20 protein-coding genes and 1 tRNA gene are annotated in these 20,422 nt (G+C 62.1%); 12 read left to right on the forward strand and 9 right to left on the reverse strand.

Annotated features, from left to right (window positions below; translation table 11 throughout):
* Window positions 1-61: 61 nt before the first annotated feature.
* From QZ269_RS03580 to QZ269_RS03590, 3 genes are all read right to left on the reverse strand, one after another.
* Window positions 62-577 (reverse strand): HD domain-containing protein, encoded by a 516-nt coding sequence (locus tag QZ269_RS03580; protein ID WP_291424388.1) that lies wholly within the window; start codon window positions 575-577, stop codon window positions 62-64.
* 300 nt (window positions 578-877) lie between these two features.
* A complete protein-coding gene (gene trxB / locus QZ269_RS03585; protein ID WP_291424390.1) occupies window positions 878-1,846 on the reverse strand; it encodes a thioredoxin-disulfide reductase in 969 nt (322 codons plus the stop codon).
* A 149-nt stretch (window positions 1,847-1,995) separates the two neighbouring features.
* Window positions 1,996-2,069 (reverse strand) — tRNA-Gln (locus QZ269_RS03590).
* A gap of 288 nt (window positions 2,070-2,357) precedes the next feature.
* Here QZ269_RS03590 and QZ269_RS03595 point away from each other — a divergent pair.
* A complete protein-coding gene (locus QZ269_RS03595; RefSeq protein WP_291424392.1) occupies window positions 2,358-4,121 on the forward strand; it encodes a 30S ribosomal protein S1 in 1,764 nt (587 codons plus the stop codon).
* 129 nt (window positions 4,122-4,250) lie between these two features.
* On the opposite strand, the gene QZ269_RS03600 is transcribed toward QZ269_RS03595, so the two are convergent.
* Window positions 4,251-4,859: a thymidine kinase gene (locus QZ269_RS03600; RefSeq protein WP_291424394.1), complete on the reverse strand. Its 609-nt coding sequence runs from the start codon at window positions 4,857-4,859 to the stop codon at window positions 4,251-4,253.
* 222 nt (window positions 4,860-5,081) lie between these two features.
* Here QZ269_RS03600 and QZ269_RS03605 point away from each other — a divergent pair, with 222 nt between their 5' ends.
* Complete coding sequence (locus tag QZ269_RS03605) at window positions 5,082-5,510, forward strand: hypothetical protein (RefSeq protein WP_291424396.1); 429 nt, start codon at window positions 5,082-5,084, stop codon at window positions 5,508-5,510.
* Window positions 5,511-5,744: 234 nt separating this feature from the next.
* Here the strand turns inward: QZ269_RS03605 and rpmE are convergent, their stop codons facing one another.
* From rpmE to ppgK, 3 genes are all read right to left on the reverse strand, one after another.
* Complete coding sequence (rpmE, locus tag QZ269_RS03610) at window positions 5,745-5,966, reverse strand: 50S ribosomal protein L31 (protein ID WP_291424398.1); 222 nt, start codon at window positions 5,964-5,966, stop codon at window positions 5,745-5,747.
* A 56-nt stretch (window positions 5,967-6,022) separates the two neighbouring features.
* The gene (locus tag QZ269_RS03615) at window positions 6,023-7,183 is read right to left on the reverse strand and encodes an amidohydrolase family protein (protein WP_291424400.1); all 1,161 of its coding nucleotides are present in this window, start codon (window positions 7,181-7,183) and stop codon (window positions 6,023-6,025) included.
* A gap of 166 nt (window positions 7,184-7,349) precedes the next feature.
* Window positions 7,350-8,204 (reverse strand): polyphosphate--glucose phosphotransferase, encoded by an 855-nt coding sequence (ppgK, locus tag QZ269_RS03620; protein WP_291424402.1) that lies wholly within the window; start codon window positions 8,202-8,204, stop codon window positions 7,350-7,352.
* 123 nt (window positions 8,205-8,327) lie between these two features.
* Between ppgK and QZ269_RS03625 the strand changes: the two genes are divergently transcribed.
* The 5 genes from QZ269_RS03625 (at window position 8,328) to glmU (ending at window position 13,339) form a co-directional block, all read left to right on the forward strand.
* A complete protein-coding gene (locus QZ269_RS03625) occupies window positions 8,328-9,056 on the forward strand; it encodes an SDR family oxidoreductase (protein ID WP_291424404.1) in 729 nt (242 codons plus the stop codon).
* Between the two features lie 115 nt (window positions 9,057-9,171).
* Window positions 9,172-9,666, forward strand: a complete 495-nt coding sequence (locus tag QZ269_RS03630; protein ID WP_291424406.1) for a twin-arginine translocase TatA/TatE family subunit — start codon at window positions 9,172-9,174, stop codon at window positions 9,664-9,666.
* Between the two features lie 19 nt (window positions 9,667-9,685).
* On the forward strand, window positions 9,686-10,468 hold the full coding sequence (tatC, locus tag QZ269_RS03635) for a twin-arginine translocase subunit TatC (RefSeq protein ID WP_291424408.1): 783 nt from the start codon (window positions 9,686-9,688) through the stop codon (window positions 10,466-10,468).
* A 315-nt stretch (window positions 10,469-10,783) separates the two neighbouring features.
* Entirely contained in the window at window positions 10,784-11,728 is a 945-nt protein-coding gene (locus tag QZ269_RS03640; RefSeq protein WP_291424410.1) for a prolipoprotein diacylglyceryl transferase, read from the forward strand.
* 159 nt (window positions 11,729-11,887) lie between these two features.
* The gene (glmU, locus tag QZ269_RS03645) at window positions 11,888-13,339 is read left to right on the forward strand and encodes a bifunctional UDP-N-acetylglucosamine diphosphorylase/glucosamine-1-phosphate N-acetyltransferase GlmU (protein ID WP_291424412.1); all 1,452 of its coding nucleotides are present in this window, start codon (window positions 11,888-11,890) and stop codon (window positions 13,337-13,339) included.
* A 218-nt stretch (window positions 13,340-13,557) separates the two neighbouring features.
* Here glmU and QZ269_RS03650 read toward each other — a convergent pair whose 3' ends face one another.
* Window positions 13,558-14,028: a DUF4442 domain-containing protein gene (locus tag QZ269_RS03650; RefSeq protein WP_291424415.1), complete on the reverse strand. Its 471-nt coding sequence runs from the start codon at window positions 14,026-14,028 to the stop codon at window positions 13,558-13,560.
* Window positions 14,029-14,155: 127 nt separating this feature from the next.
* Between QZ269_RS03650 and QZ269_RS03655 the strand changes: the two genes are divergently transcribed.
* Complete coding sequence (locus QZ269_RS03655) at window positions 14,156-14,593, forward strand: carboxymuconolactone decarboxylase family protein (RefSeq protein WP_291424417.1); 438 nt, start codon at window positions 14,156-14,158, stop codon at window positions 14,591-14,593.
* Here QZ269_RS03655 and QZ269_RS03660 read toward each other — a convergent pair.
* On the reverse strand, window positions 14,587-15,246 hold the full coding sequence (locus QZ269_RS03660) for a hypothetical protein (RefSeq protein WP_291424419.1): 660 nt from the start codon (window positions 15,244-15,246) through the stop codon (window positions 14,587-14,589). The genes QZ269_RS03655 and QZ269_RS03660 overlap by 7 nt on opposite strands.
* 256 nt (window positions 15,247-15,502) lie before the next feature.
* On the opposite strand from QZ269_RS03660, the gene QZ269_RS03665 reads away from it, so the two are divergent.
* The 4 genes from QZ269_RS03665 to QZ269_RS03680 all read left to right on the forward strand — a co-directional run bounded on the left by QZ269_RS03665 (window position 15,503) and on the right by QZ269_RS03680 (window position 20,361).
* Window positions 15,503-16,264 (forward strand): electron transfer flavoprotein subunit beta/FixA family protein, encoded by a 762-nt coding sequence (locus QZ269_RS03665; RefSeq protein WP_291424421.1) that lies wholly within the window; start codon window positions 15,503-15,505, stop codon window positions 16,262-16,264.
* Window positions 16,265-16,400: 136 nt separating this feature from the next.
* Window positions 16,401-17,354 carry an electron transfer flavoprotein subunit alpha/FixB family protein gene (locus tag QZ269_RS03670; protein WP_291424423.1) on the forward strand — a complete coding sequence of 318 codons (954 nt, stop codon included), beginning with the start codon at window positions 16,401-16,403 and terminating at the stop codon, window positions 17,352-17,354.
* Between the two features lie 241 nt (window positions 17,355-17,595).
* Window positions 17,596-18,972 (forward strand): hypothetical protein, encoded by a 1,377-nt coding sequence (locus QZ269_RS03675; RefSeq protein WP_291424425.1) that lies wholly within the window; start codon window positions 17,596-17,598, stop codon window positions 18,970-18,972.
* Between the two features lie 90 nt (window positions 18,973-19,062).
* Window positions 19,063-20,361, forward strand: coding sequence for a DUF4139 domain-containing protein (locus QZ269_RS03680; RefSeq protein WP_291424427.1), 1,299 nt, complete (start codon window positions 19,063-19,065; stop codon window positions 20,359-20,361).
* The last annotated feature ends 61 nt before the right edge of the window (window positions 20,362-20,422 follow it).

Raw genomic sequence — 20,422 nt, forward strand, 5'->3', positions numbered from 1 at the left:
TTCCTCCACTGCGCAGCCCGGCTGGCCGCGCCACACCGGGAATGGAAGCCTACTCCCGGATCTATTCCATGTCATCGTAATAGTGCAGCAGCGCCGCTTCCGGGTCGCCCACACTCTGATGATGCCGAACGATCAGCTGCGCCACACGGGGCCGCCCGCCCGCCCGCGCCACCAGTTGAGCGCCAAGTTCCGGGTGCGCCGCGCGTATGCCAATGCCCCCGACCGGCGGCAAAATACGGGTCAGGCGGTTAGGAATAAGGCCGACCAGCACGCGCTCGACCAGAAAATAGGGCCGCACACTCTTGCCGCAGTCATGAAGCAGCGCCGCCGCGATCAGCTCCGGGCTGGAACGGGGGCAGTCGCGCAGCAGATGGGCCGTGACCCGGCAGGCGTGTTCGCGGTCACGCGGGTCCATGCCCAGGTAAACCAGCCGCTCGCCCGGATTGAGATACTGCGCGGCCCAGTCGTCGTCCGGATGCGCCATTTCGGGCGTCACGCTCTGGCACATCCGGCGAACTTTACCCGGCACCCCCCGAATTTTACGGCCCAGTCGTTCAGGCAGGGAAGGTGTCTTCATAAACTCAGCCTAGACGAGAACGCGCCCCGACCGCAATTGGGGCCGGGGCGCATTTTCTTTAAGTTCGGTGGGCCTAGCAACGAAGTTCATCCTTAGATCAACCGGGCGGGGCGAGAACCGTCAGAAGTACGTTGCACTGAGAATGGAGAGGGTCTGGTGCTGTTCCGTTAACAACCCGCAAGATCACCAGATCACCAGGGGGCCCACTCCACGCCCGACAGTCCTCTTTGCTCTGCGGCGCAGCTCTACAGGGCCGCTCGGACGGAACGGTGTTTGCAGGCTCCTCACCCCGAATCTGTATCAGTCGGCGGCTGTTTCCGCGCCCGCGACTTCCAGGGCAGCCAGGGCACGCTCGGCGCTCATGGCGGCCCGCGTTCCGGCTCCCACGCTGGTCGCCAGCTGACGGTAGACGTAATCGCTGACATCTCCCGCCGCAAACAGCATCGGTACACTGGTGTAAATCTCGTCGGTCACCTCGACATAGCCGTCGTCACGCAGCTTGACGGTGTCTTTGATAAATTCGGTGTTTGGCACGTGGCCGATAAAGATAAATACCCCGTCCGTCGCTATTTCGCTAACTTCGCCCGTCTTGAGGTTCTTCAACTTGACCCCGGTTACGCTGTCAGTGGCCAACACTTCCTCGACCGCCGTATCCCAGATGAATTTCATCTTGGGGTGGGCAAAAGCGCGGGCCTGCGCGACCTTGTTGGCCCGTAGGGTGTCGCGGCGGTGAATCAGCGTCACTTCCTCAGCGAATTTGGTCAGAAACAGCCCTTCCTCGACGGCGGCGTCTCCCCCACCGACGACCACGACCTTCTTACCCCGGTAGAAAAACCCGTCGCAGGTGGCGCAGGTGCTTACGCCCTTGCCCCAGTAGTTTTCCTCGCCGGGAATGCCCAGCTTGCGGGGGTTGGCCCCAGTCGCCAGAATTACGCTACGGGCACGGTACTGGCCGCTGTACCCATGCACCGTAAACGGATAGGGGTGCGCCGCCGCGTCGTGGGTAATGCCCTGCACCTCGTCCATTTCGATCTTGCTGCCAAATTTTTCAGCCTGCTGCTGCATGCGCTGGGCCAGTTCCATCCCCGCAATCGGCTCGGGAAAGCCGGGGTAGTTTTCGACCTCTTCCGTCTGGGCAATCTGTCCGCCGGGCAGCCCCTTTTCCAAAATTAGGGTGCTGAGACTGGCGCGGCCCGTGTAGATCGCGGCGGTCAGCCCTGCTGGGCCTCCACCAATGATGATCACGTCGTAGTCGTGGTTCTGCGTCATAACAAGAGGGTAGCACCGCCCCAACAGCCCAGAAAGTCAGGCAAGCACACTTTATTTTTTAAAGCATAGCTTTCCAGAACTCAGACGCCAGTGCAGGGTCATAACAACTGAAAAAGGAGCTTCCGGTAAGGAAAACTCCTCTTTCATTTTGGTTGGGGCACAAGGACTCGAACCTTGACTGACGGTGTCAGAGACCGTTGTCCTGCCATTAGACGATGCCCCAACACAGTGCTCTGACGTGGCCGAAAAAATCTCTCCGGCGCGAACGACTATAAAACGGAATGCGGCCAAAGGTCAAGGGGGCCGCCCTCAGGTTTCGGCCTGCGAATCGGCTGCACTCCGTTCAGACGCGGGTTTACGAGTTGTAGGTGTGCTTGCTGACCGACGCTTGATTCTGCTATACTGAGGTGTTGCCATACCACCCCTGTGTATGCAGGCCAGGATGGACAGGTATCAGGAAGACGAACGCACTGGGAGCCAATCCCCGTGCGCGTCAGGAGGACAGGAGTTCATGGAAGACAACACTCAGACCCCCGCCCAGCAAGGCGGGACTCAGCCCCACGCGGGCACCCCCACCACCGTCACCCCTACGGCGAGCGCCGCTGACACTCAGGTCAGCGCCCAGCACGAGGAACGCGAATACCCCGCCATGACCATGGAGGATATCCTCGCCACCGAGGCGCAGGAAAACCACAATGTGTCGCGCGGCGATATCGTCGACGGTACCATCGTGTTCATCGGCCAGGACGGCATTGCCGTGGACATTGGCGCGAAGGTCGAGGGCGTCATTCCCCTCAACCAACTCGACGAGGAACCCGTCACACTGGAACAGGCCCAGGAGCAGTACAAGGCTGGCGAGCAGATCACGGCCTACGTGGTGCGTGTGGACCTCGCCAACAACCAGATCGTCCTTTCCAAAAAACGTGCCGAGCAGGACAAAGGCTGGCGCGTGCTGGAAAAGATGCAGGAAAATGACGAGGCCTTTGAAGTCGACGTGCTGGAGAAAGTGCGTGGCGGTCTGGTCGCGCAGGTCGAAGGCATCCGCGCCTTCCTGCCCGCCAGTCAGGTGGATACCCGCCGCGTCAATGAACTTGACCCCTACGTTGGTAAGCCGCTACAGGTCAAGCTGATCGAGCTGAACCGCAAGCGCAACCGCGTGATCATCAGCCACCGTGAAATCATGGAGGCCGAGAAGAAGAAGGCCCGTGAAGCCACCGTTGGCCAGTTGACTCCCGGCAGCCAGTTCGAGGGCGAAGTTGTCGAGATCACCGATTTCGGCGTGTTCGTGAACCTGGGCGGCATTGACGGTCTGGTGCACCGCAGCGAACTGACCTACGGGCGCTTCAACCATCCCCGCGACGTGGTCAAGGTGGGCGACAAGGTTCAGGTTCAGGTCATTGACGTGGACGAAGGCCGTGAGCGCATTAACCTGAGCATGAAGGCCCTGACCCAGGATCCCTGGGAAGGTGCCACCGAGCGTTACAGCATCGGCCAGCACGTTAAGGGCAAGGTCACCAACCTCACGAACTTCGGTGCCTTCATCGAGCTGGAGCCCGGCCTGGAAGGGCTAGTTCACGTGAGCGAAATGAGCTGGACCAAGCGCGTGCGCCACCCCAACGAAGTGATGAAGGAAGGCGACGAGGTCGAAGCCGTGATCTTGCGAATCGACCCCAAGGAGCGCCGCATCAGCCTCGGAATCCGTCAGACCACCGACGATCCCTGGAGTGCGCTGCCTGACCGTTACCCGCCCGGCACCCCCGTCAAGGGCAAGATCACCGGCATGACCGACTTCGGTGTGTTTATGGAAATCGAAGAAGGCATCGAGGGTCTGATTCACATCAGTGAACTTGACCTCAACCGTGTGAACAACCCCGCCGACCTGTTCAAGAAGGGTGACGAAATCGAAGCCATGATCTTGAACATCGACCCCGTGGAGCAGCGTGCTAGCCTCAGCCGTCGCCGCTTCCTGGGCGGCAGCGCCCCGGCCCCGCAGCAGGGTGGCGGCAGCCGCGACTACGTCAGCCAGGGCGGTGGTGCTCGCAGCGAACGTTACAGCGCAGGCGGCGGTCAAGGCGGCGGTCAGCGCAGCGGTGGACGCGGTGGACGTGGCGGCGGTGCCGACTACAACTACAATGCCAAAGACGCCCAGCAGGGTGGCAAGATCAGCACCAAGCTCGGTGACGTGTACGCGGACCTGTTTGCACAGTTCGGCCTTGCCAGCGATAAGAAAGACGATGTCAAGACCGAAGAAACCAGCGCTGAAAAGACCGAATAAGTCCTAGAGTGCTAGAAGAGCCGCCCTCCAAGTGGGGGCGGTTTTTTTGGTCTGGACGATTAGCAGCGTTGAGTTGCCCCCCTCCTCACCCCCGTAACGGGCGAGGGTCAACGATGCGTAGTGTTCTTTCTAGCGTTCGATTTCATGATGAACCCGGCAGCGGGCCTCGTAGCTTTCCTGCGCCCCGACCAGCACCACAGGATCGTCGAAGCGGGCCGGGTGGCCGCCGATCAGACGCTGCGTCCGGGTGGCTGGGGCGCCGCACACGGTGCAGATGGCGGTCAATTTATCGACGCTCTCGGCGCGGGCCAGCAGCTCGGGCATCAGGCCAAATGGTTCGGCGCGGAAATCCAGGTCCAGACCACCCAGAATCACGCGGACCCCGGCGTCAGCCAGATCCAACACCAGTGGCACCAGTTCGGGGCCAAAGAATTGCGCCTCGTCGATGCCGATCACGTCCAGGCCTTCCGGCGCGGCGCTGAGGAGTTCGCCCTGGCCCGAGAGGTGAGCGTGAATAGCCGCCACATCGGGCACGGCCAGCGCCTCGATGGTGCGCCCGGCATGACTTGCCACATGAGCCGCGTGATAGCGGTCGTCGAGCGCAGGCTTGAACACGGCTATCCGCTGCCGGGCAATCAGCGCACGGGTCACGCGCCGGATGAGTTCTTCACTTTTACCACTGAACATTGGCCCGACGATCACTTCGAGGTGCCCGCCGGAGTAGGGAGACTTGAGCACAGGGGATTATGGCAGAGCGGCCCCCGGTTACGTGACTGCCCAGCCTGCCCAGAAGCGTACGCTGGCTCACCTGTACACTGAGCGTATGAAAAGCTGGTTGGCCTGGTCACTCCTGCTCCTCGGCCTGACCCCTCCGCCCGCCGTCTGTATCCCTGGACACCGGAAAAGTACCAGCTCACCCTGACGTTGCCCTCGGGTCAGGTGCGCCGCTGGCCCAACCGAATGATGCCCAGCGAAGCCCAGGCCAGAGCCGCGCAGCGAACGAAAGAGCTGACCACCCAGGCACTTTCAGCCCTCGTGAACGCGGTCGTGGCTCTCCTGGCCTTCAGTCTGCTGGTGCGCCTGCCCCGCGTGGGTTTTCTGGATGAGGTCTTTGGGCTGGCTGGGGCGCTAGCGCTGATCTTCACCCTTCCGGTGCTCTGGCAGGCACCAGAATTTGGTGACGCCATTGGCCTCGCGCTTGCCTACGCCGCCCTCGCTGGCTTCGCCTTGTTCGGCCTCAGCCTGTGGCTGCCCTGCATGGTCTACTGGCGCACATCGCCGTGGACTGGTTTCGGAATGGCTTTCAAGGCTGCGGCCATCATGCTGTTCGGTGTCGCGCCGTTTGTACTGACCACCGCCATTCACCCTTATATCCAGTTTGTGTGGTAGATTTATCCGCTAGTCGGCCTGGGGCTGGCGGCCTACAGGTACGGCCTCAGACCACAAAAAAGCCCCACCACGTGGGCAGGGCCAATCGAGTGAAGCTAGCTTATACGGACTCCGCTTAATTCCAGCACAGTCGGGACTGCACCTCCTGCGCTTCCATAACGCAGAGTCCGTACTTTTCCCACTCGCGTCCGCTCGGATTGAATCTGAAACTACCAGATTCAATCGGAATCCGTATTACTTCTTGCGGGTGGTGCGGTAGCTTTCGCCGAAACGCTTGTTGAACTTGTCCACGCGGCCTTCGGTATCCAAGAAGCGCTCTTCGCCGGTCCAGAAGGGGTGCACGCCGCTCCAGACATCCACGTGGATTTCGGGCCTGGTGCTCAGGGTTTCGAGAACGACTTTGCCCTGGAAGATGATTTTGCAGGGAACAGCTTTGGGGTGCAGGTCTTTTTGCATATTGAACTCCTTTTGCTACGTCACTGTGCGTAGCTAACCGAAAAATTGTAGCACACTTACCCCCAGATATACCAGTCGTGCCAGGCTTCGCCGCGCCGAATAAAAGGCGTCCGGGTGCCAACAACGCGGTGCCCGCCCTTGACCGCCGCACGTACCAGCATCCGGGGGTCAAGGCGCGGATAAAGCTGCCGGGCAAATTCGACCTCTTGGCGCACGTCCAGGCTTTCGCCGCTGGCGACCGAATCGGTGCCCAGTGCGATCTCGACCCCGGCAGCGGCGAAAGCAGGCCAGTCGAAGACCCCACATTCAAGGTGATGATTGCTGCGCGGGCAGGTGACGACAGCGCAGCCAGCGCGGGCCACCCGCGCAATGTCGTCCGGAGTTACGTTCACCATATGAATCAACGTGGGCCGGGCCTCCAGCACACCCAGTTCGTCGAGGTAGCGCACCGGGGTCAACCCAGGCTCGGGGACGCGCCCAATCACTTCGGCAAACGTGTCCGGGTTCAACGCTTGCAAACGATTGGCCCACAGTGGCCCGGCCCCGGTCTGGAACAGTTCCAGTTCACTGGGATGTTCGGCCACATGGATTTGCAGCGGCAGCCCCTCCCCCGCTGCGTAATCGGCCAGCCGTTTCATGAGGCGGTGACTGACCGTGAACGGCGTGTGCGGCGAAATACCTAGGCGTGGCCCGTCGGGGCGCTGTAGCTTGCGCCAGCCCGTGATCTGCTCACGTAAGCGCCCGAACACCTCATCGGCCTGTTCGGGCCGAGGCGCAAAAGCCTCGATATACAGCACGCCACTCAGGTCTTCCCGCGCCAGCAGAGCCTCCATGACTGGAGCGGCAAAGACGATGTCGCCCACGCCGCCGACGTTCAGGCGGGCCAGTGCGTCGGCCCCAGCCAGGGCTCCGAGCACACCACGCCGCTCACGCTGCCCAACCACCACTTCCGGAATCCAGCGAAAGTAGGGCAGGGCACAAAAATCATAGGCGCTCATGTCGAGGTGCGTGTGGGCGTTAACAGGCGGCGGCGCGATGATGCCGCCCACGCTTTCCTCTGCGGCATGTGGATAACTGGCCCGCAGGTCATCCAGGCTTCCCGTGGCCGCAATGGTTTTGCCCACGACCACCACGGCTCCGGGCGACTGCGCCCCGCCCATACCGGTGTACAGCACGTCACAGGTCAGCAGGCGGGGTATGGATGGATTCGGCGTCATAGGGCCGATCTTACGCGGCAGCGGAACTTATTTGGTTGGTTACTGCCGCCTGTTTCGTTGAATACTCGCCCAGGCGCCGGGTGGCCCACTGCACACCCGGAATCCGGTTTCTCTTCTGCTCGCTCTGCGGGGCAGCTCTACGAGTCCGCTGCACTTGCACCAGCAGCTACTTAGCCCCGGTGAGTCCAGCTTTGGCGGTGGTTTTGGCCGGTTTGCTCATAGTGGCCGACGCCTCGACGCGCTGGGGTTTCAGCGCTGGGCGCGGCGGGCGCACAGTTCCGACCTGGGCCCCGGCGTACATAGCCGCTCCCACGATTCCGGCGTCGTTTAGCAGCGCGGCAGGAAGCAGCTGGCTGCGCTCCAGGGTGATCAGGTCGCGCCACCTGTCGGCCTTCTTGCTAATGCCGCCGCCGATGATGAACAGATCCGGCGAGAACAGCAGTTCGAGATGTTGCAGGTAGGCGCTGGCTCGCCTGGACCACTGTTTCCAGTTTAGATCATCGTTTTCGCGGGCGCGGTCAGAAGCCCAGCTCTCGGCGTGCTTGTCGCGCAGCCACAGGTGACCAAGCTCGGTGTTGGGGACCAGCACGCCTTCGTGAATCAGGGCGCTGCCGATGCCGGTACCGAAAGTCAGCATCAGCACTGTGCCGCGCACACCAGCCCCCGCCCCGAATCTAGCCTCGGCGAGTCCAGCGGCGTCGGCGTCGTTAAGCAGAAATACGTCGCAGCCCGTCGCGTCGGTAAAGAGTTGGTCGGCCTCTATTCCGATCCAGTCATTATCGACGTTGGCGGCGCTCAGGGTTACTCCGTGCTGCACGATCCCTGGAAAGGTAAGACCCACCGGCCCGCTGTGCTGAAAGTGCCTAACCAGCTCGGCCACGACTTTTTTCACGTCGGCTGGCTTTGCACCTTCCGGGGTTGGAATCCGGTGGCGCTCGGCGACCAGCTTGCCCGTCTGCACGTCTACTGGAGCGCCTTTAATGCCGCTACCACCGATATCAATACCAAGTATGACGCTCATATGACATTCAGCATATAGGCTCATACACTCTTTTTTGTCAGCTCACGCGCATCGCAGTCGCTTGCAGCTCAGGAACAGGTCGCTTGCAGCTCAGGCACAGGCGGCGTCTGCTACCTTCACGGCATGGCACTCTTTAGACTGGACGGCAGACGGGCGCTGGTAACGGGCGGCAGCAAGGGAATCGGCTTTGCGGCGGCGCAGCAACTGCGTCAACTGGGGGCAGAAGTCACGCTGGCCGCCCGGGGCGCAGACACGCTGAAAGCCGCTGCTGCGACCATCGGGGCCAGCTGGGTCGTGGCGGATGTCAGTACCCCGGCAGGCGTGCAGGCAGCCCTGGACGCAGCTGGACAGGTGGATATTCTGGTCAGCAACGCGGGCGGGCCGCCGCCCAGCCTGCCCAGTGAAGTGACAGAGCAGGGCTGGGACACGGGCTTTCAGACCACCTTTATGAGTACCGCCCGGCTGGTTGGCGGCGTGCTGCCCGGTATGCGCGAGCGGCACTGGGGCCGGATCATTGCCATTACCAGCCTGACGGTAGGACGGCCCTCGCCGACCCTACCTGTGAGTAATGCCATGCGCGCCGCCGTGACCAACCACCTGCGGACACTGTCGCTGGAAGTGGCCGCCGACGGCGTGACCTGCAACACCGTGGCCCCCGGTTACACCGCCACCGAGCGCCTGCAAAAGCTGCGCAGCGACCCCGCCGAGGCCGAGAAGCTGAAAGCCAGGATTCCGGCGCGGCGTTTCGGTGAACCGGGTGAGGTCGCCGCTGCCGTCGCTTTTCTGGCGACCAGCGAGGCGGCGTACATCACCGGGCAAGAAATCCTGGTGGACGGCGGCCGGAGCATCTGAAAGCGCGTTCGTTTATCCAGAGATAAGCCGCCTAGAACTGGGCTGAAAGCCTAAGCACGGGTGCAAGCGGCCTTGCCGCTCGATTTAGAGCATTTTGCAAAAGGGTGGTGCTGTTTTGACCATTTTTTTGCCGAGTGGAACGAGTGAACAAGAAAGAGCAGGACGTAGAATGAAGCGGGCGGCGGTGTTTTTCCGAAGTGCCCATCATTCGGAGCACTGCTCTTTCTTTGCAATTCGCTTTAACATAGGCAGAATGCGCTGGGATATTCCGGCCAGCTGGTTGCCGGGGGCCAGAAACGCCAAGTCAGCGCCTCACCGCGCCAAGGAGAATGTTATGGGGCCAATGGAAATTTTACTGATCGTTCTTGCGATCGCTCTGCTATTCGGGGCCAAAAAGCTCCCTGAAATCATGAAGGGCATGGGCCAGGGCATCAAGGAATTCAAGAAAGAAGTCAAGGAACCGGTGTCGACCACCGTTCAGCACACAGTGGTTGATGTGCCTTCGCAGCAGCTTGATCCGGCAACTGGGCAGCCGGTGACGGTCGTGCGTGAAACCACGGTGGCCAAGGTACAGACGAATCCAGTGCAAACTCCCGTAGATCGCCGCTGATCCGGGGAACTGAAGCGCTGTGACCCCTGCCCCCACCGTACCCACCGAGGCTGATCTGAAAAGTGCGCCGCTGTTCGACCACCTCGAAGAACTGCGGCGGCGCATCATCATCGGCCTGGTTTTTTTGATCATCGGCGTGATTATCGCCTTTCAGTACCGCGTGCAACTGATCGAGCTGGTCAAGCAGCCGCTGTCCTATTCCGAGCTGTACCGCGAAAATAGGGTGCAGGTCATCACGACCAAGCTGGCCGCGCAGCTGATGCTCAGTTTCAACCTGGCCTTCTGGGCGGGACTGGCGATTTCGCTGCCGTTTATCCTGGGGCAGGTGTGGGGCTTCGTTGCGCCGGGGCTGTATCCGCAGGAGCGGCGCTGGGCGCTGCCGTTCATCCTGGGGGCGGGCTTCGCGTTTATCTGCGGCGTGCTGTTCGGCTATCACGTGGTACTGCCCACCATGGTGCCGTTTCTGGTGGATTTCCTGGCGGGCGTGGTCACGCCAATGCTCGACCTTCAGGAGTATATCGGGACGGTGGTCACGTTCCTGGTCGCCTTCGGGCTGGCCTTCGAGTTACCGATCCTGGCGGTTATCCTGACGCGCATCGGCATCGTAAACCACACCATGCTACGGGCAGGCTGGCGGTTTGCGCTGATTGGCATTCTGATCGCCGCCGCCATCATCACGCCGACACCCGACCCCGGCAACATGCTCCTGGTGGCCGTGCCGCTGTACGTGCTGTACGAACTGGGCGTGCTGCTCTCGCGCATCTTCCGGGTCATTCCGCCGACTGAGACGGACTCCGGTTGAAAGCGTTGCAAAAACCGTTCAAGTTCGAGCCGACTCGTAGAGCTGCGCCGCAAAGCAGCTTCGGGCGCTTTCCTCGGGGGAACCCTAACCGGGAACTCCAGACCGCGAAATCCGTATTCCTCGCGCCTCCGCCCGGATTGAATCCAAAGCGGCCCGGCTCAATCGGCCATTCGTATCAGACCCAAAACGTCATTCTGGACAGCTAAAGTTTGTGTGCGCGGCCACCAGCCCTCTCACGCCGGGAGGGTTTTTGGCTGCCGTCTGCCGCGCCCCGCGCTTCCCTCATGCGTTCAGGCCCTAAACTGCACGTGACTTATGAATCCGGTCTTTCTGAATATTGGTGGTTTCACAATTGCCTGGTACGGCCTGCTGATCATGCTCGGCGTCGTCGCGGGTATCTATGTGGGAACAAATTACGCCCGGCGGCGCGGCCTGAATGTGGACCTTTTCGAGCGCATGATCTTGTGGATGCTGTTCTGGGGCATCGTGGGGGCCAGAATCGTGTTCGTGGCGACCTCGTGGAACATGTTCGCGCATATTCCCTTTCCGCGCGTGCTACTCGACATCGTTAACATCCGGGGCGGCGGCATCAGCATTCACGGCGGGCTGATCGGCGGCATTCTAGTGATGCTGTACTTCACGCGCAAATACAAGATGGATTTCTACAAATACGCCGACTTGTGTGTACCGGGCGTGGCCTTCGGGATCATTGGCGGGCGTATCGGCAACATCATGAACGGCACCGATACCGTCGGGCGCGTGACCGGCTGGCCCATCGGCTACCACTGGCCCGCAAGCGCCCGAGCCTTTCACGACGGCATGTGCGTGGCCAACCCTAACCCCGACCTCGACTTGTCGAAATACTGCCAGACCATCGGCGGGCAACTGGTGATGACCGCGCCGGTTCACTACACGCAGATGTACGGCGTCATTATCGGCATCATCCTCAGCATCGCCGCGTTCTATTGGCTGCGTTCGCGCCGTCCGGGGTGGGCCTTCTGGCAGTTCTGGCTGTGGTACAGCGTCCTGCGGGCCGGATGGGAAGAAACCTTTCGCCTCAACCCGCTGCCGGTCAAGTCTTACCTCTCGCAGGGACTGAATGAGCCGGGCATCGGCCTGTGGACCGAAACCCAGCTTATCAGCGTTCCGCTGATTCTGGTCAGCCTCTGGATGCTTATGCGCCTGCGCTCGCGGCCCGAGCCGCTGCCGACTGAAGTGGCCTCGGCCGCCCCGGAAACAGTCATCAAAGAAACAGTCTGAACTGACCATTGGCGGCAGCCTGAGCACGGTCGCCGCCCTGCGCTGCTGCACTTTCGGGGCGGCGCTGCACTTTCGGGCCAGGCTTGTTTAGAAACCCACGGTCAGCCAGGCAATAAGTCCCCGGCCCGCTTCCTTTACACTGAACCAAAGGTGAAACCCATGACTGAACATAACCGTCCACTGGACGTACTGATCCTGGCTGCCGGACAGGGCACCCGTATGAAATCGAAGCTGCCCAAGGTGCTGCACCCGGTCGCCGGGCGTCCGATGGTCGCCTGGGCCGTCAAGGCCGCGCAGGAGCTGGGCGCACGCCGGATCGTGGTGGTGACCGGTCACGGCGCACAAAAAGTTGAAGCGGCTCTGAAACAGCCCGGCATCGTCTTTGCCCGGCAAGAGCAGCAGCGCGGCACCGGCGACGCCTTTTTGAGTGGTGTGGGCGCCCTAGAGCAACCAGACGCCGACATTCTGGTGCTGTACGGCGATACGCCCCTGCTGCGCCCGGAAACCCTGCATGACCTGCTGGCCGACCACCGCGAGCGTGGCAGCGCCATGACCGTGCTGACCGGCGAACTGCCCGACGCCACCGGCTACGGCAGAATCGTGCGTGGCGCGGGCGGCAACGTGGAGCGCATCGTCGAGCAGAAGGACGCCAGCGAAAGCGAAAAGAAGATCGGTGAATTCAACAGCGGCGTGTACGTGTTCAATTCGCAGGCCCCCGAACTGGCCCGCAGGATCGGCAACGACAATGCCTCGGGCGAGTATTACTTGACCGACCTGCTAGGGCTGTACCGCGACTCCGGCAAACCCGTGCGGGCCTTTAAACTGGCCGACACTGATGAGGTGCGGGGAGCCAACGACCGCGCCGGGCTGGCGGAAATCGAAAGCATCATGCGCGCGCGGATCAACGCCGGGCATCTGAAAAACGGCGTGAGCATTTCAGCCTCAGAAACCGTGTATATCGAAGACAGCGTGACCATCGGGCGTGACGTGACCATCGAACCGGGCGTCATTCTGCGCGGGCAAACCCGTATTGCCGACGACGTGACGGTGGGTGCCTACAGCGTCGTGACCGATTCGGTGCTGGAAACGGGCGTCAGCGTCAAGCCGCATAGCGTGCTGGAAGGAGCGCAGGTCGGCAGCGGCAGCGACGTGGGGCCGTTCGCCCGCCTGCGCCCCGGCACGGTGCTGGGCGAGGGCGTGCACATCGGCAACTTTGTGGAAACCAAGAACGCGCGGCTGGGCGCGGGCGTCAAGGCCGGGCACCTCGCTTACCTGGGAGACGTGACTATCGGGCAGGAGACGAACGTGGGCGCGGGCACCATCGTGGCGAATTTCGACGGCGTGAATAAGCACCAGAGCACGGTGGGCGCGGGCGTGTTTATTGGCAGCAACAGCACCATCATCGCGCCGCGCTGCGTGGGTGACGCGGCTTTCATCGCGGCGGGCAGCGCCGTTCACGCCGACGTTCCCGAGGGCGCAATGGCCGTCGCACGCGGCAAGCAGCGCAATATAGAAGGCTGGTCGCGCCGCTACTGGGAAGGCCTGAAAGAAAAAGTAGCTGTTAAACTGCCCTGGCTGGCTGGTTGGCTCGAACAGAACACGCCGCAGTAAGGCTTCCCTGTCTCACTTCCCTTCCGGCAGAGGCACCTCTGGAACTTCTTCCCGGACGCGCCCGTCCTGTCAGGCATGTGGGTTATGCGTCCAGCCTTGTGCTCACCCAGACGGCCTACTCAGACGGCCCACTCAGAACCAGGGGGGAGGCTTAAGGGCCTCAGTGCGCGGCGGTAAAACGCTGTCGCTGGTGCCTGGGGGAGCCTGGCCGCCTCCGGTCAGCTGCGTTTGCGGGTGTACCAGTGGGCCTGGGCCTGCATCACTTCCTTGTCTTCGCCATCTTTCACAGTCACATTCAGGATGAGGCGTGCCTTGCCTTCAGCCGCGTACTGCGCCAGGGCGGCGGGCAGATCAGCGGCGCTGGCCTCGGCGCGGGCGCTTAGGTCCCCGACGGCGCGGCCCACATAATGCACTTCCATTTTCTCGATCAGGGGCACGGCTTCGTTAAGATACCGGGCCAGTGCTCCGGCAAAAGCCGCGCCGCTGACGGCTTCGGCCAGCAAAAACTGTGCCCCGGCATGAATGGTTCCCAAGTGATTGCGAAAAGGGGCACTGTCGGCACACACGCCCGTGGCCCAGCCCGCACCTACGTCCGTAATCTGGACTCCGACGGTGGCGTTCATGGGAATGGCGTGCAAAGCAGCTTTGACAGCTTCGGCGGCGGGGGCAGGCAGAGACGGCTGGGTCATGGGGGTATCCTCCGGGGAACAGGTAAACAGTCTATATTTTGCTGTACCGAGTCCAAGTATAGGCAAAAAAGCCAGCGCAATAGCCAAAGCCCGGAGTGTCGGCCAGCGGGGGCAGTAGCCTAGAGACATGGATGAAACTGCCCCCCCAGCTGCCCTGCCCAGTGCCCGCACGGTCATCTTCGGAAGCCAGGAGGAACGGATTCTGGAGCGCCTGGAACAGCTTGACCCGGCCCTGATGAGCTATATCCGCGACTTCGCCTACGACACGGTGTACGAGCGGCCTGGTTTGGACCTGAAAACCAGGGAACTGCTTGCCTGCGTGATGCTGGCCTCGCTGGGCAGTCCGCCCGAACTGCGTACCCATCTGCGCGGGGCGATGCAGGCCGGGGCCACCGAGCAGGAAGTGCGTGAAACACTGCTCTTTTGCATCCCTTACCTGGGGTTTCCGCGCACGGTGGCCGCCTTCGAGCAGCTGCGCGGACTGCTGGAGCATCAGGCCAAAAAAAGCTCCCAGACCGGAGCCGGGGAGCCTGTCACACCGCCTGCTGATCCAGCCGCTCAGTAGTCGATCTTGACCCCGATGCGGGCCTTGAACACTGTATTGGGGAAGGCGAGCCGGTTACGGACGGTGCTGTAAGTCTTGTCACCCGTGCCGATGCTGTCTTTGGCGCTTCCGGACACACCGATGGTGGTGTTAAAGTATTCATCTACGCCCAGATCACCCACCAGGCTAATATTCCCCGCCAGCGCGTAGCTGAGCATAGCCCCGGCCCCGATGCCGAAGGAATTCATCTTGTAGGTCGTCGAGGAGTTGCTGATGGCGTAGCTTTCGGTGGCCTTGAACATGCCGTAGCGCCCGCCTGCGTAAGCCACGGCGCTCACACCGGGAAGGACCTCGCCCAAGCTGTAGGTGCCGTCCAGGCCGAGGGTAGTCCGGCTGCCGCTTTCGCTGGCTCCCAGAGTCTTCTTGGCGCTGGTAAACGTACCCAGGCCGCCGCCGATGTCGGCACTGTCGACTATGTTGTCGCTCGGGCGGGTAAGGGCGACGCTGGCTTTGACGCCGATAGGTCCGGCGACGTTGGGGGCGATCACGAACGCCTCCCCCGAAAGGCCCGAGGCGTAGCCCCCCATCAGACCAAGCTGAACCCCACTAAGACCCCGAGCCGAGGAGCAGGTGCCGAGCAGAGCGAGAGCAGTGACTATCAGAATCTTTTGCATAGTTCCTACCATGGTCTACCAAAATGAGCTGCCTTACTCAGGGGTTTGACCAGACCTTAAGGAACTTGAAAGAACCACGTCAGGGGCCTGTTCGTAGGGGTCTGTTTGCGGGTGACCGACATGACGCTATGCTTTGACCGGTAGAAAACAGCTCTGCAATCCGCTAAACTTGAACTCAGTATAAGTTCTTTGCTGGCGGGAGTATGCGAACTAGCTCCCTAATCTCTTTCAAAGACCCGTTTATTCTGGAGGCCACATGAAGATTCTGACCCTGGTCCGGCAAGTCCCGGACGCCGAAGCCCGCGTAAAACTCAGCGGCAATTCCGTTGATCTGGAAGGCACCACCGTCGTGATCGACGGCATGGACGAGTACGGCGTCGAAGAAGCCCTGCGCCTGCGCGAAAGCGGCGCACCCGTCGAGGAAATCGTCGCGCTGGCCGTCGGGCCGCAGCGCAACGAGGACGCCCTACGCACCGCCCTGGCGATGGGTGTTGACCGCGCCATTCACGTTGAAACTGGCGAGAAACTTGACGCCGTGAGCCTCAGCAAGCTCGTCGCGCAGGTCGCGCAGGCCGAGAGCGCCGGGCTGATTTTGGTCGGCGGGCAGGAGGCCGACTGGGATTCGCAGGCCCTGGGAGCCGCCACCGCCGAGCGACTGGGCTGGCCCCAGCTGACCTGGACAAACGAACTGCGTGTCGAGGGCGACGCCATCACGGGCCGCCATGACGTGGATGAGGGCAACGAGAGCTTCCGTGCCCCGCTGCCCGCCGTGGTGACCACCCAGCAGGGCCTGAACGAGCCGCGTTACCCGACGCTGCCCAACATCATGAAGGCCAAGAAAAAGGAACTGCGCAAGGACACGCTGGAGCAGTACGGCGTGGAGCCACGCGTGCGCACCGTGAGCGCCGAAATCCAGACCCGCGCCCGCCTGAACAAGATGATCGACGGCAAGGACCCGCAGGTTGCCGCCGCCGAGCTGCTTAACCTCCTGCGTAATGAAGCAAAAGTGATTGCGTAAAAGGAGTGGGAAGTGAAGCGTGGTGAGTAGACACTCCTACGGCACTTCCCCGCGCCTCCTGCGCTTAGACTTGAGTAAATCCTTAGAGCTGTTACACCAAGAAACGTAGACGAATAAACGAACCGGAGGTTCAACCGTGATTCTGATTGTCGCTGAACACAACGGCACTAAACTTGCCAAGTCCACCCTCGAAATGGTCACCGCTGCCCGCGAGAGCGGCGCTGAGGGCCCCGTGACCCTGCTGGTGATGGGGCAGGGCGTGGCCCCGGTCGCCAACGAAGCCGCGCAATACGCCGATCAGGTACTGGTCGCCGACCTGCCGCAGCTCGCGCAGTACAACGCCGAAGTCTGGGCCGCCGGAGTGACCCAGATCGCGCAGGAAGGCGAAGCCGATCTGGTCATCATCGGGGGCAGCCGCAGTGGGCGCGAGTACGCTCCGCGTGTGGCCGTGAAGCTTGACGCGCCTTACCTCGAAGACGCTATTAAATTGAGTGCCAACGGCGCGGTGGTGCAGGCCCAGCGCTACACTTTTTTGGCCCGCGTCACCGAAACCGTCGAAGCCGAGGGGAATGTGGTCGTGGTGACCGCCAAGCCCGGTTCCTTTAACCCGGCCCAGCCCACGGGCGCGGCGGGCGAGCAGTACGACGTGGAACTGGATGTGCCCGCCCCCCGCGTGGAAGTTACCGGCAAGAGCGTCGAGAAGACAAGTCGCGTGGCCCTGACTGAGGCCGACGTAATCGTTACCGGTGGGCGCGGTGTGGGCAGCACCGAGAACTTTGCCACCCTGGTCGAGGGCCTCGCTGACCAGATCGGTGCGGGCGTGGGCGCGACCCGCGCCGTGGTGGATGCGGGCTGGCGGCCCTACGCCGAGCAGGTCGGGCAGACCGGCAAAACCGTGCAGCCCAAGGCGTATATTGCGCTGGGCGTGTCGGGCGCGGTGCAACACCTCTCGGGCATGGGCAAGAGCAAGAACATTATTGCCATCAACAAGGACGCCGAGGCACCGATCTTCAAGGTCGCGGACTACGGCATCGTGGGCGACGTGAACCAGATTGTGCCCGCGCTGATCGAAGCTGCCAAGCAGCGCTGAGAGTCTATCTGAAGGTCGAAAAGTCTAAAGGTCGAACCGTCTAAAAGTCAGACTGTGAAGCCGCTCAAGCCCCTGCCCGTTGTGGTGGGGGTTTTTGTTGGCTGTTGGCTGACACTGGAGTGTTTTGCCTCACCCGAGCGGAGGCGCACAGCCGCCCGGCAGCGGCTGGAAGGGGAATCAGCGGGACGAGTCCAAGCGCCCCCATCAGCTGCCTATCAGCCATTTTCCCATATGCTGAAGCATGTCACCTTCTATCGCGCCGCGCCGAGCGTCTTCTCTCCTGCTTCTCCTGGCCGGTATTCTGGCCCTGGGCCTGTGCGGGTGCAAGCCTCTGGCGGAACAGGCCCCGCAGACCGCCCCACCGCCGGAAGCGGGCAGCGTGCGCACCGTGGCCCTGTTGCAGGTCTATCCCAACTTTGCCGAGGTCAGAGCGCCCGTGCAGATTACCGGGCAGAGTTACACGCTGGCGGGCGACACCGACCCGTATCTGCTGACCGATACCGCTAATCTGGAGGGCGTTAGCGTCTTGTCAAGCACGCTGACGGGCAGCGAGGGCTGGCTTAGCAGCCTGGAAGGGCAGCACATGACGTTGTACGTCGGCGGCAAGCCCAAAGACGTGACGCTGATCCGGGCGCGTGACCTGCTGGTGAAGGACTGGAACGGCAAATACCGCCGCATACAGGCCAGCCATCTGGCGTTCGACACGCCGCCGCCGCTCACTGGGCAGAACTCGGCCAGGTCGCTGACCTTTCAGGTCGAGAGGCCGGGCCACGCTACGCTGACCTACCTGACGCGCGGGCTGGGCTGGTCGCCGCGCTACACGCTAAACATACAAGGTGACACTGCCGTGCTGACCGCGCTGGCCGACATCCGCAATCCGGGCGATCAGGTGTATCAGGTGGGGCAGACCGAACTGGTCAGCGGCGACGTGAATGTGTACGGGGCCAACGCTGGCAGTGTATCCGACGAAGCCACGGCAGCCACGGCCCAGGTGTCTTCCAGTGCGCCTATGCCGGTCAGAACCGGGAACGCGGTGGTGGCGGTCGGCGAGCTGCGCGGGCTGCACCGCTTCAGGCTGGAGCGGCCCTTTGCCCTGCGGCCCCGCAGCACCACCAGCCTGCCCTTTCTGACACCCAAAATCACGCCCGAGCGACTGAATACCGTCTCGACCTATTTTGGCCTTGGCGACAGCGGCGGCGCAGCGCAGCGCAGTTACCGCCTGAAGGCCGACGCGTATTTGCCCGCTGGCCCGGTACTTATTCGCGATGAGGGGCATGTGGTCGGGCAGACCGGACTGAACGAAACCGCCGCCAGGCAGCCCATTGTGCTCAGTGTGGGCGAAGACCCTGAACTGACCTACACCCGCACCGCCAGCGTGGTGCAGCGCGACAAGACCGGGGCGGCCTACAAGGTCGTGTATGTGCTGAAAAACGCCAAAACCCAGCCTGCCCGCGTGCGCGTGACCGAGAATCTGGGGGCGCTGTCGGGCCGCGTGGTGACGCTCAGCGGCGACGCGGTGAAGGAAAACGCTGACGCGACGCTGGCCGCCGAGCTTCCGGCAGGAGGCCGTCTGACGCGCACGCTGAGCATCGACGCCCGAATCAGAACGCAGAAATGACGCTTCCGTCAATGACCCGAGCATCAGACCTGTTTCAGACCTGACCCGTGCTCTCACATCTCATAAACGGGCCTGGCTCACTATTGGGTCATGCAGAAGACCCTTGCTCTGGCTTTGGCCCTAACTCTTGTAAGCTCACTTATGACTAACGCGGCGGCGACCGATATTCGTATCTATCCCAGCTTTACTGAAGTGCGTGAAAGGGTAAGCAGCGCGGGCAAAACGCTCAGCGTGGCCCTGCCGCAGGAAGCCTGGAACGGCGTGATTCAAGGCAGCCTCGATCTGGAGGGCCTCAATTTTGACAGCGCCGTGCAAAAGCTGGAGGCCAACTGGCTAAGCAGTCTGGAAGGCAAACAGGTCTTTTTGCGCCGTGACGACAAGGACGGCCCGAAGGTCGAACCCGTGACGCTGGTGCGGGCCAAAGACCTGCTGGTGCGGGACGCTGGCGGCAAGTATTTTACCGTGCAGTACAGCCAGCTACAATTCGACGTGCTGCCCCCCGCCAACCCGCTGACGCCCTCGCAGACGCTGGTTTTTGGCCTGACGCAGCCTGGCAGTGGCACCCTGAGCTACCTGACGCGCTCGGTAAGCTGGTCGCCGCGCTATACCCTGAAGGCCAGCGACGCGGGAGCACAGTTGACCGCCCTGGCCGACATCCGCAACGGCAGCGACCAACCCTATGAGGTCAAAAATACCGAGCTGTACGCGGGCGATGTGAACGTGCAAGGTGAGAATATGCCGATGCCCGCTCTGATGATGATGCGGGCCACCGCTGGGGTTGCCGCTGACGCCCCCAAAATCCAGAGCGGCGGCGAGCTGCGTGGGCTGTACAAGTACACGCTGAGCACGGCCTTTATCCTGCCCGCCAACAGCGTCGTGACCCTGCCTTTCATTACGCCCAAGCTAAGCACTTTCGAGCGCTACGTGGGCCTAAGCACCTATTTCTCGACCGAGAAACAGACCGGTACCCTGAGTCGCTTTTACCGCTTTACCGCCGATGACCGCCTGCCCGCTGGCCCGATTACTGTGCGTGAGGAAGGCCGCATCGTGGGCCAGACCAACATCAATGACATGCGCAAGGGTGGCAAGGTCGAGTTTATGCTGGGTGACGACCCCGACGTGGCTTACACCCGCACGGTGCAAAGTGTCCAGCAGGTCAAGGACAGCAAGGGCAACGTGACCAAAAGCACCTACAAGGTGACCTACGCCTTCGAGAGCAGCAAGAGCCGCGCCGTGCGTGCCGAGGTGACCGAGCGCGTGGGGGGCCGCAAGGTCTTTATCGACAACGCGCCCGCCGTGCAAAATCAGGCCAGCGCCGAGTTGCGGGTAGACATTCCGGCAAATGGCAAGGTGAGCAAGAGCTTTACGGTTGTGGTGGACAACAGCTGAGGCAGTGAGTTGGCGAGGGGTGAGTTGGCAAGCTTCTCCGGCTTGCATTCCGCCGCCGCCT

This window comes from Deinococcus sp. (assembly GCF_018260405.1).
Lineage (GTDB): Bacteria > Deinococcota > Deinococci > Deinococcales > Deinococcaceae > Deinococcus.

Coding starts and splice junctions, on each gene's coding strand:
- QZ269_RS03580 (WP_291424388.1), bottom strand. CDS start 577: ATGAAGACACCTTCCCTGCCTGAACGACTGGGCCGTAAAATTCGGGGG.
- trxB (WP_291424390.1), bottom strand. CDS start 1,846: ATGACGCAGAACCACGACTACGACGTGATCATCATTGGTGGAGGCCCA.
- QZ269_RS03595 (WP_291424392.1), top strand. CDS start 2,358: ATGGAAGACAACACTCAGACCCCCGCCCAGCAAGGCGGGACTCAGCCC.
- QZ269_RS03605 (WP_291424396.1), top strand. CDS start 5,082: ATGATGCCCAGCGAAGCCCAGGCCAGAGCCGCGCAGCGAACGAAAGAG.
- rpmE (WP_291424398.1), bottom strand. CDS start 5,966: ATGCAAAAAGACCTGCACCCCAAAGCTGTTCCCTGCAAAATCATCTTC.
- QZ269_RS03615 (WP_291424400.1), bottom strand. CDS start 7,183: ATGACGCCGAATCCATCCATACCCCGCCTGCTGACCTGTGACGTGCTG.
- ppgK (WP_291424402.1), bottom strand. CDS start 8,204: ATGAGCGTCATACTTGGTATTGATATCGGTGGTAGCGGCATTAAAGGC.
- QZ269_RS03625 (WP_291424404.1), top strand. CDS start 8,328: ATGGCACTCTTTAGACTGGACGGCAGACGGGCGCTGGTAACGGGCGGC.
- QZ269_RS03640 (WP_291424410.1), top strand. CDS start 10,784: ATGAATCCGGTCTTTCTGAATATTGGTGGTTTCACAATTGCCTGGTAC.
- glmU (WP_291424412.1), top strand. CDS start 11,888: ATGACTGAACATAACCGTCCACTGGACGTACTGATCCTGGCTGCCGGA.
- QZ269_RS03650 (WP_291424415.1), bottom strand. CDS start 14,028: ATGACCCAGCCGTCTCTGCCTGCCCCCGCCGCCGAAGCTGTCAAAGCT.
- QZ269_RS03655 (WP_291424417.1), top strand. CDS start 14,156: ATGGATGAAACTGCCCCCCCAGCTGCCCTGCCCAGTGCCCGCACGGTC.
- QZ269_RS03660 (WP_291424419.1), bottom strand. CDS start 15,246: ATGCAAAAGATTCTGATAGTCACTGCTCTCGCTCTGCTCGGCACCTGC.
- QZ269_RS03665 (WP_291424421.1), top strand. CDS start 15,503: ATGAAGATTCTGACCCTGGTCCGGCAAGTCCCGGACGCCGAAGCCCGC.
- QZ269_RS03675 (WP_291424425.1), top strand. CDS start 17,596: ATGTCACCTTCTATCGCGCCGCGCCGAGCGTCTTCTCTCCTGCTTCTC.
- QZ269_RS03680 (WP_291424427.1), top strand. CDS start 19,063: ATGCAGAAGACCCTTGCTCTGGCTTTGGCCCTAACTCTTGTAAGCTCA.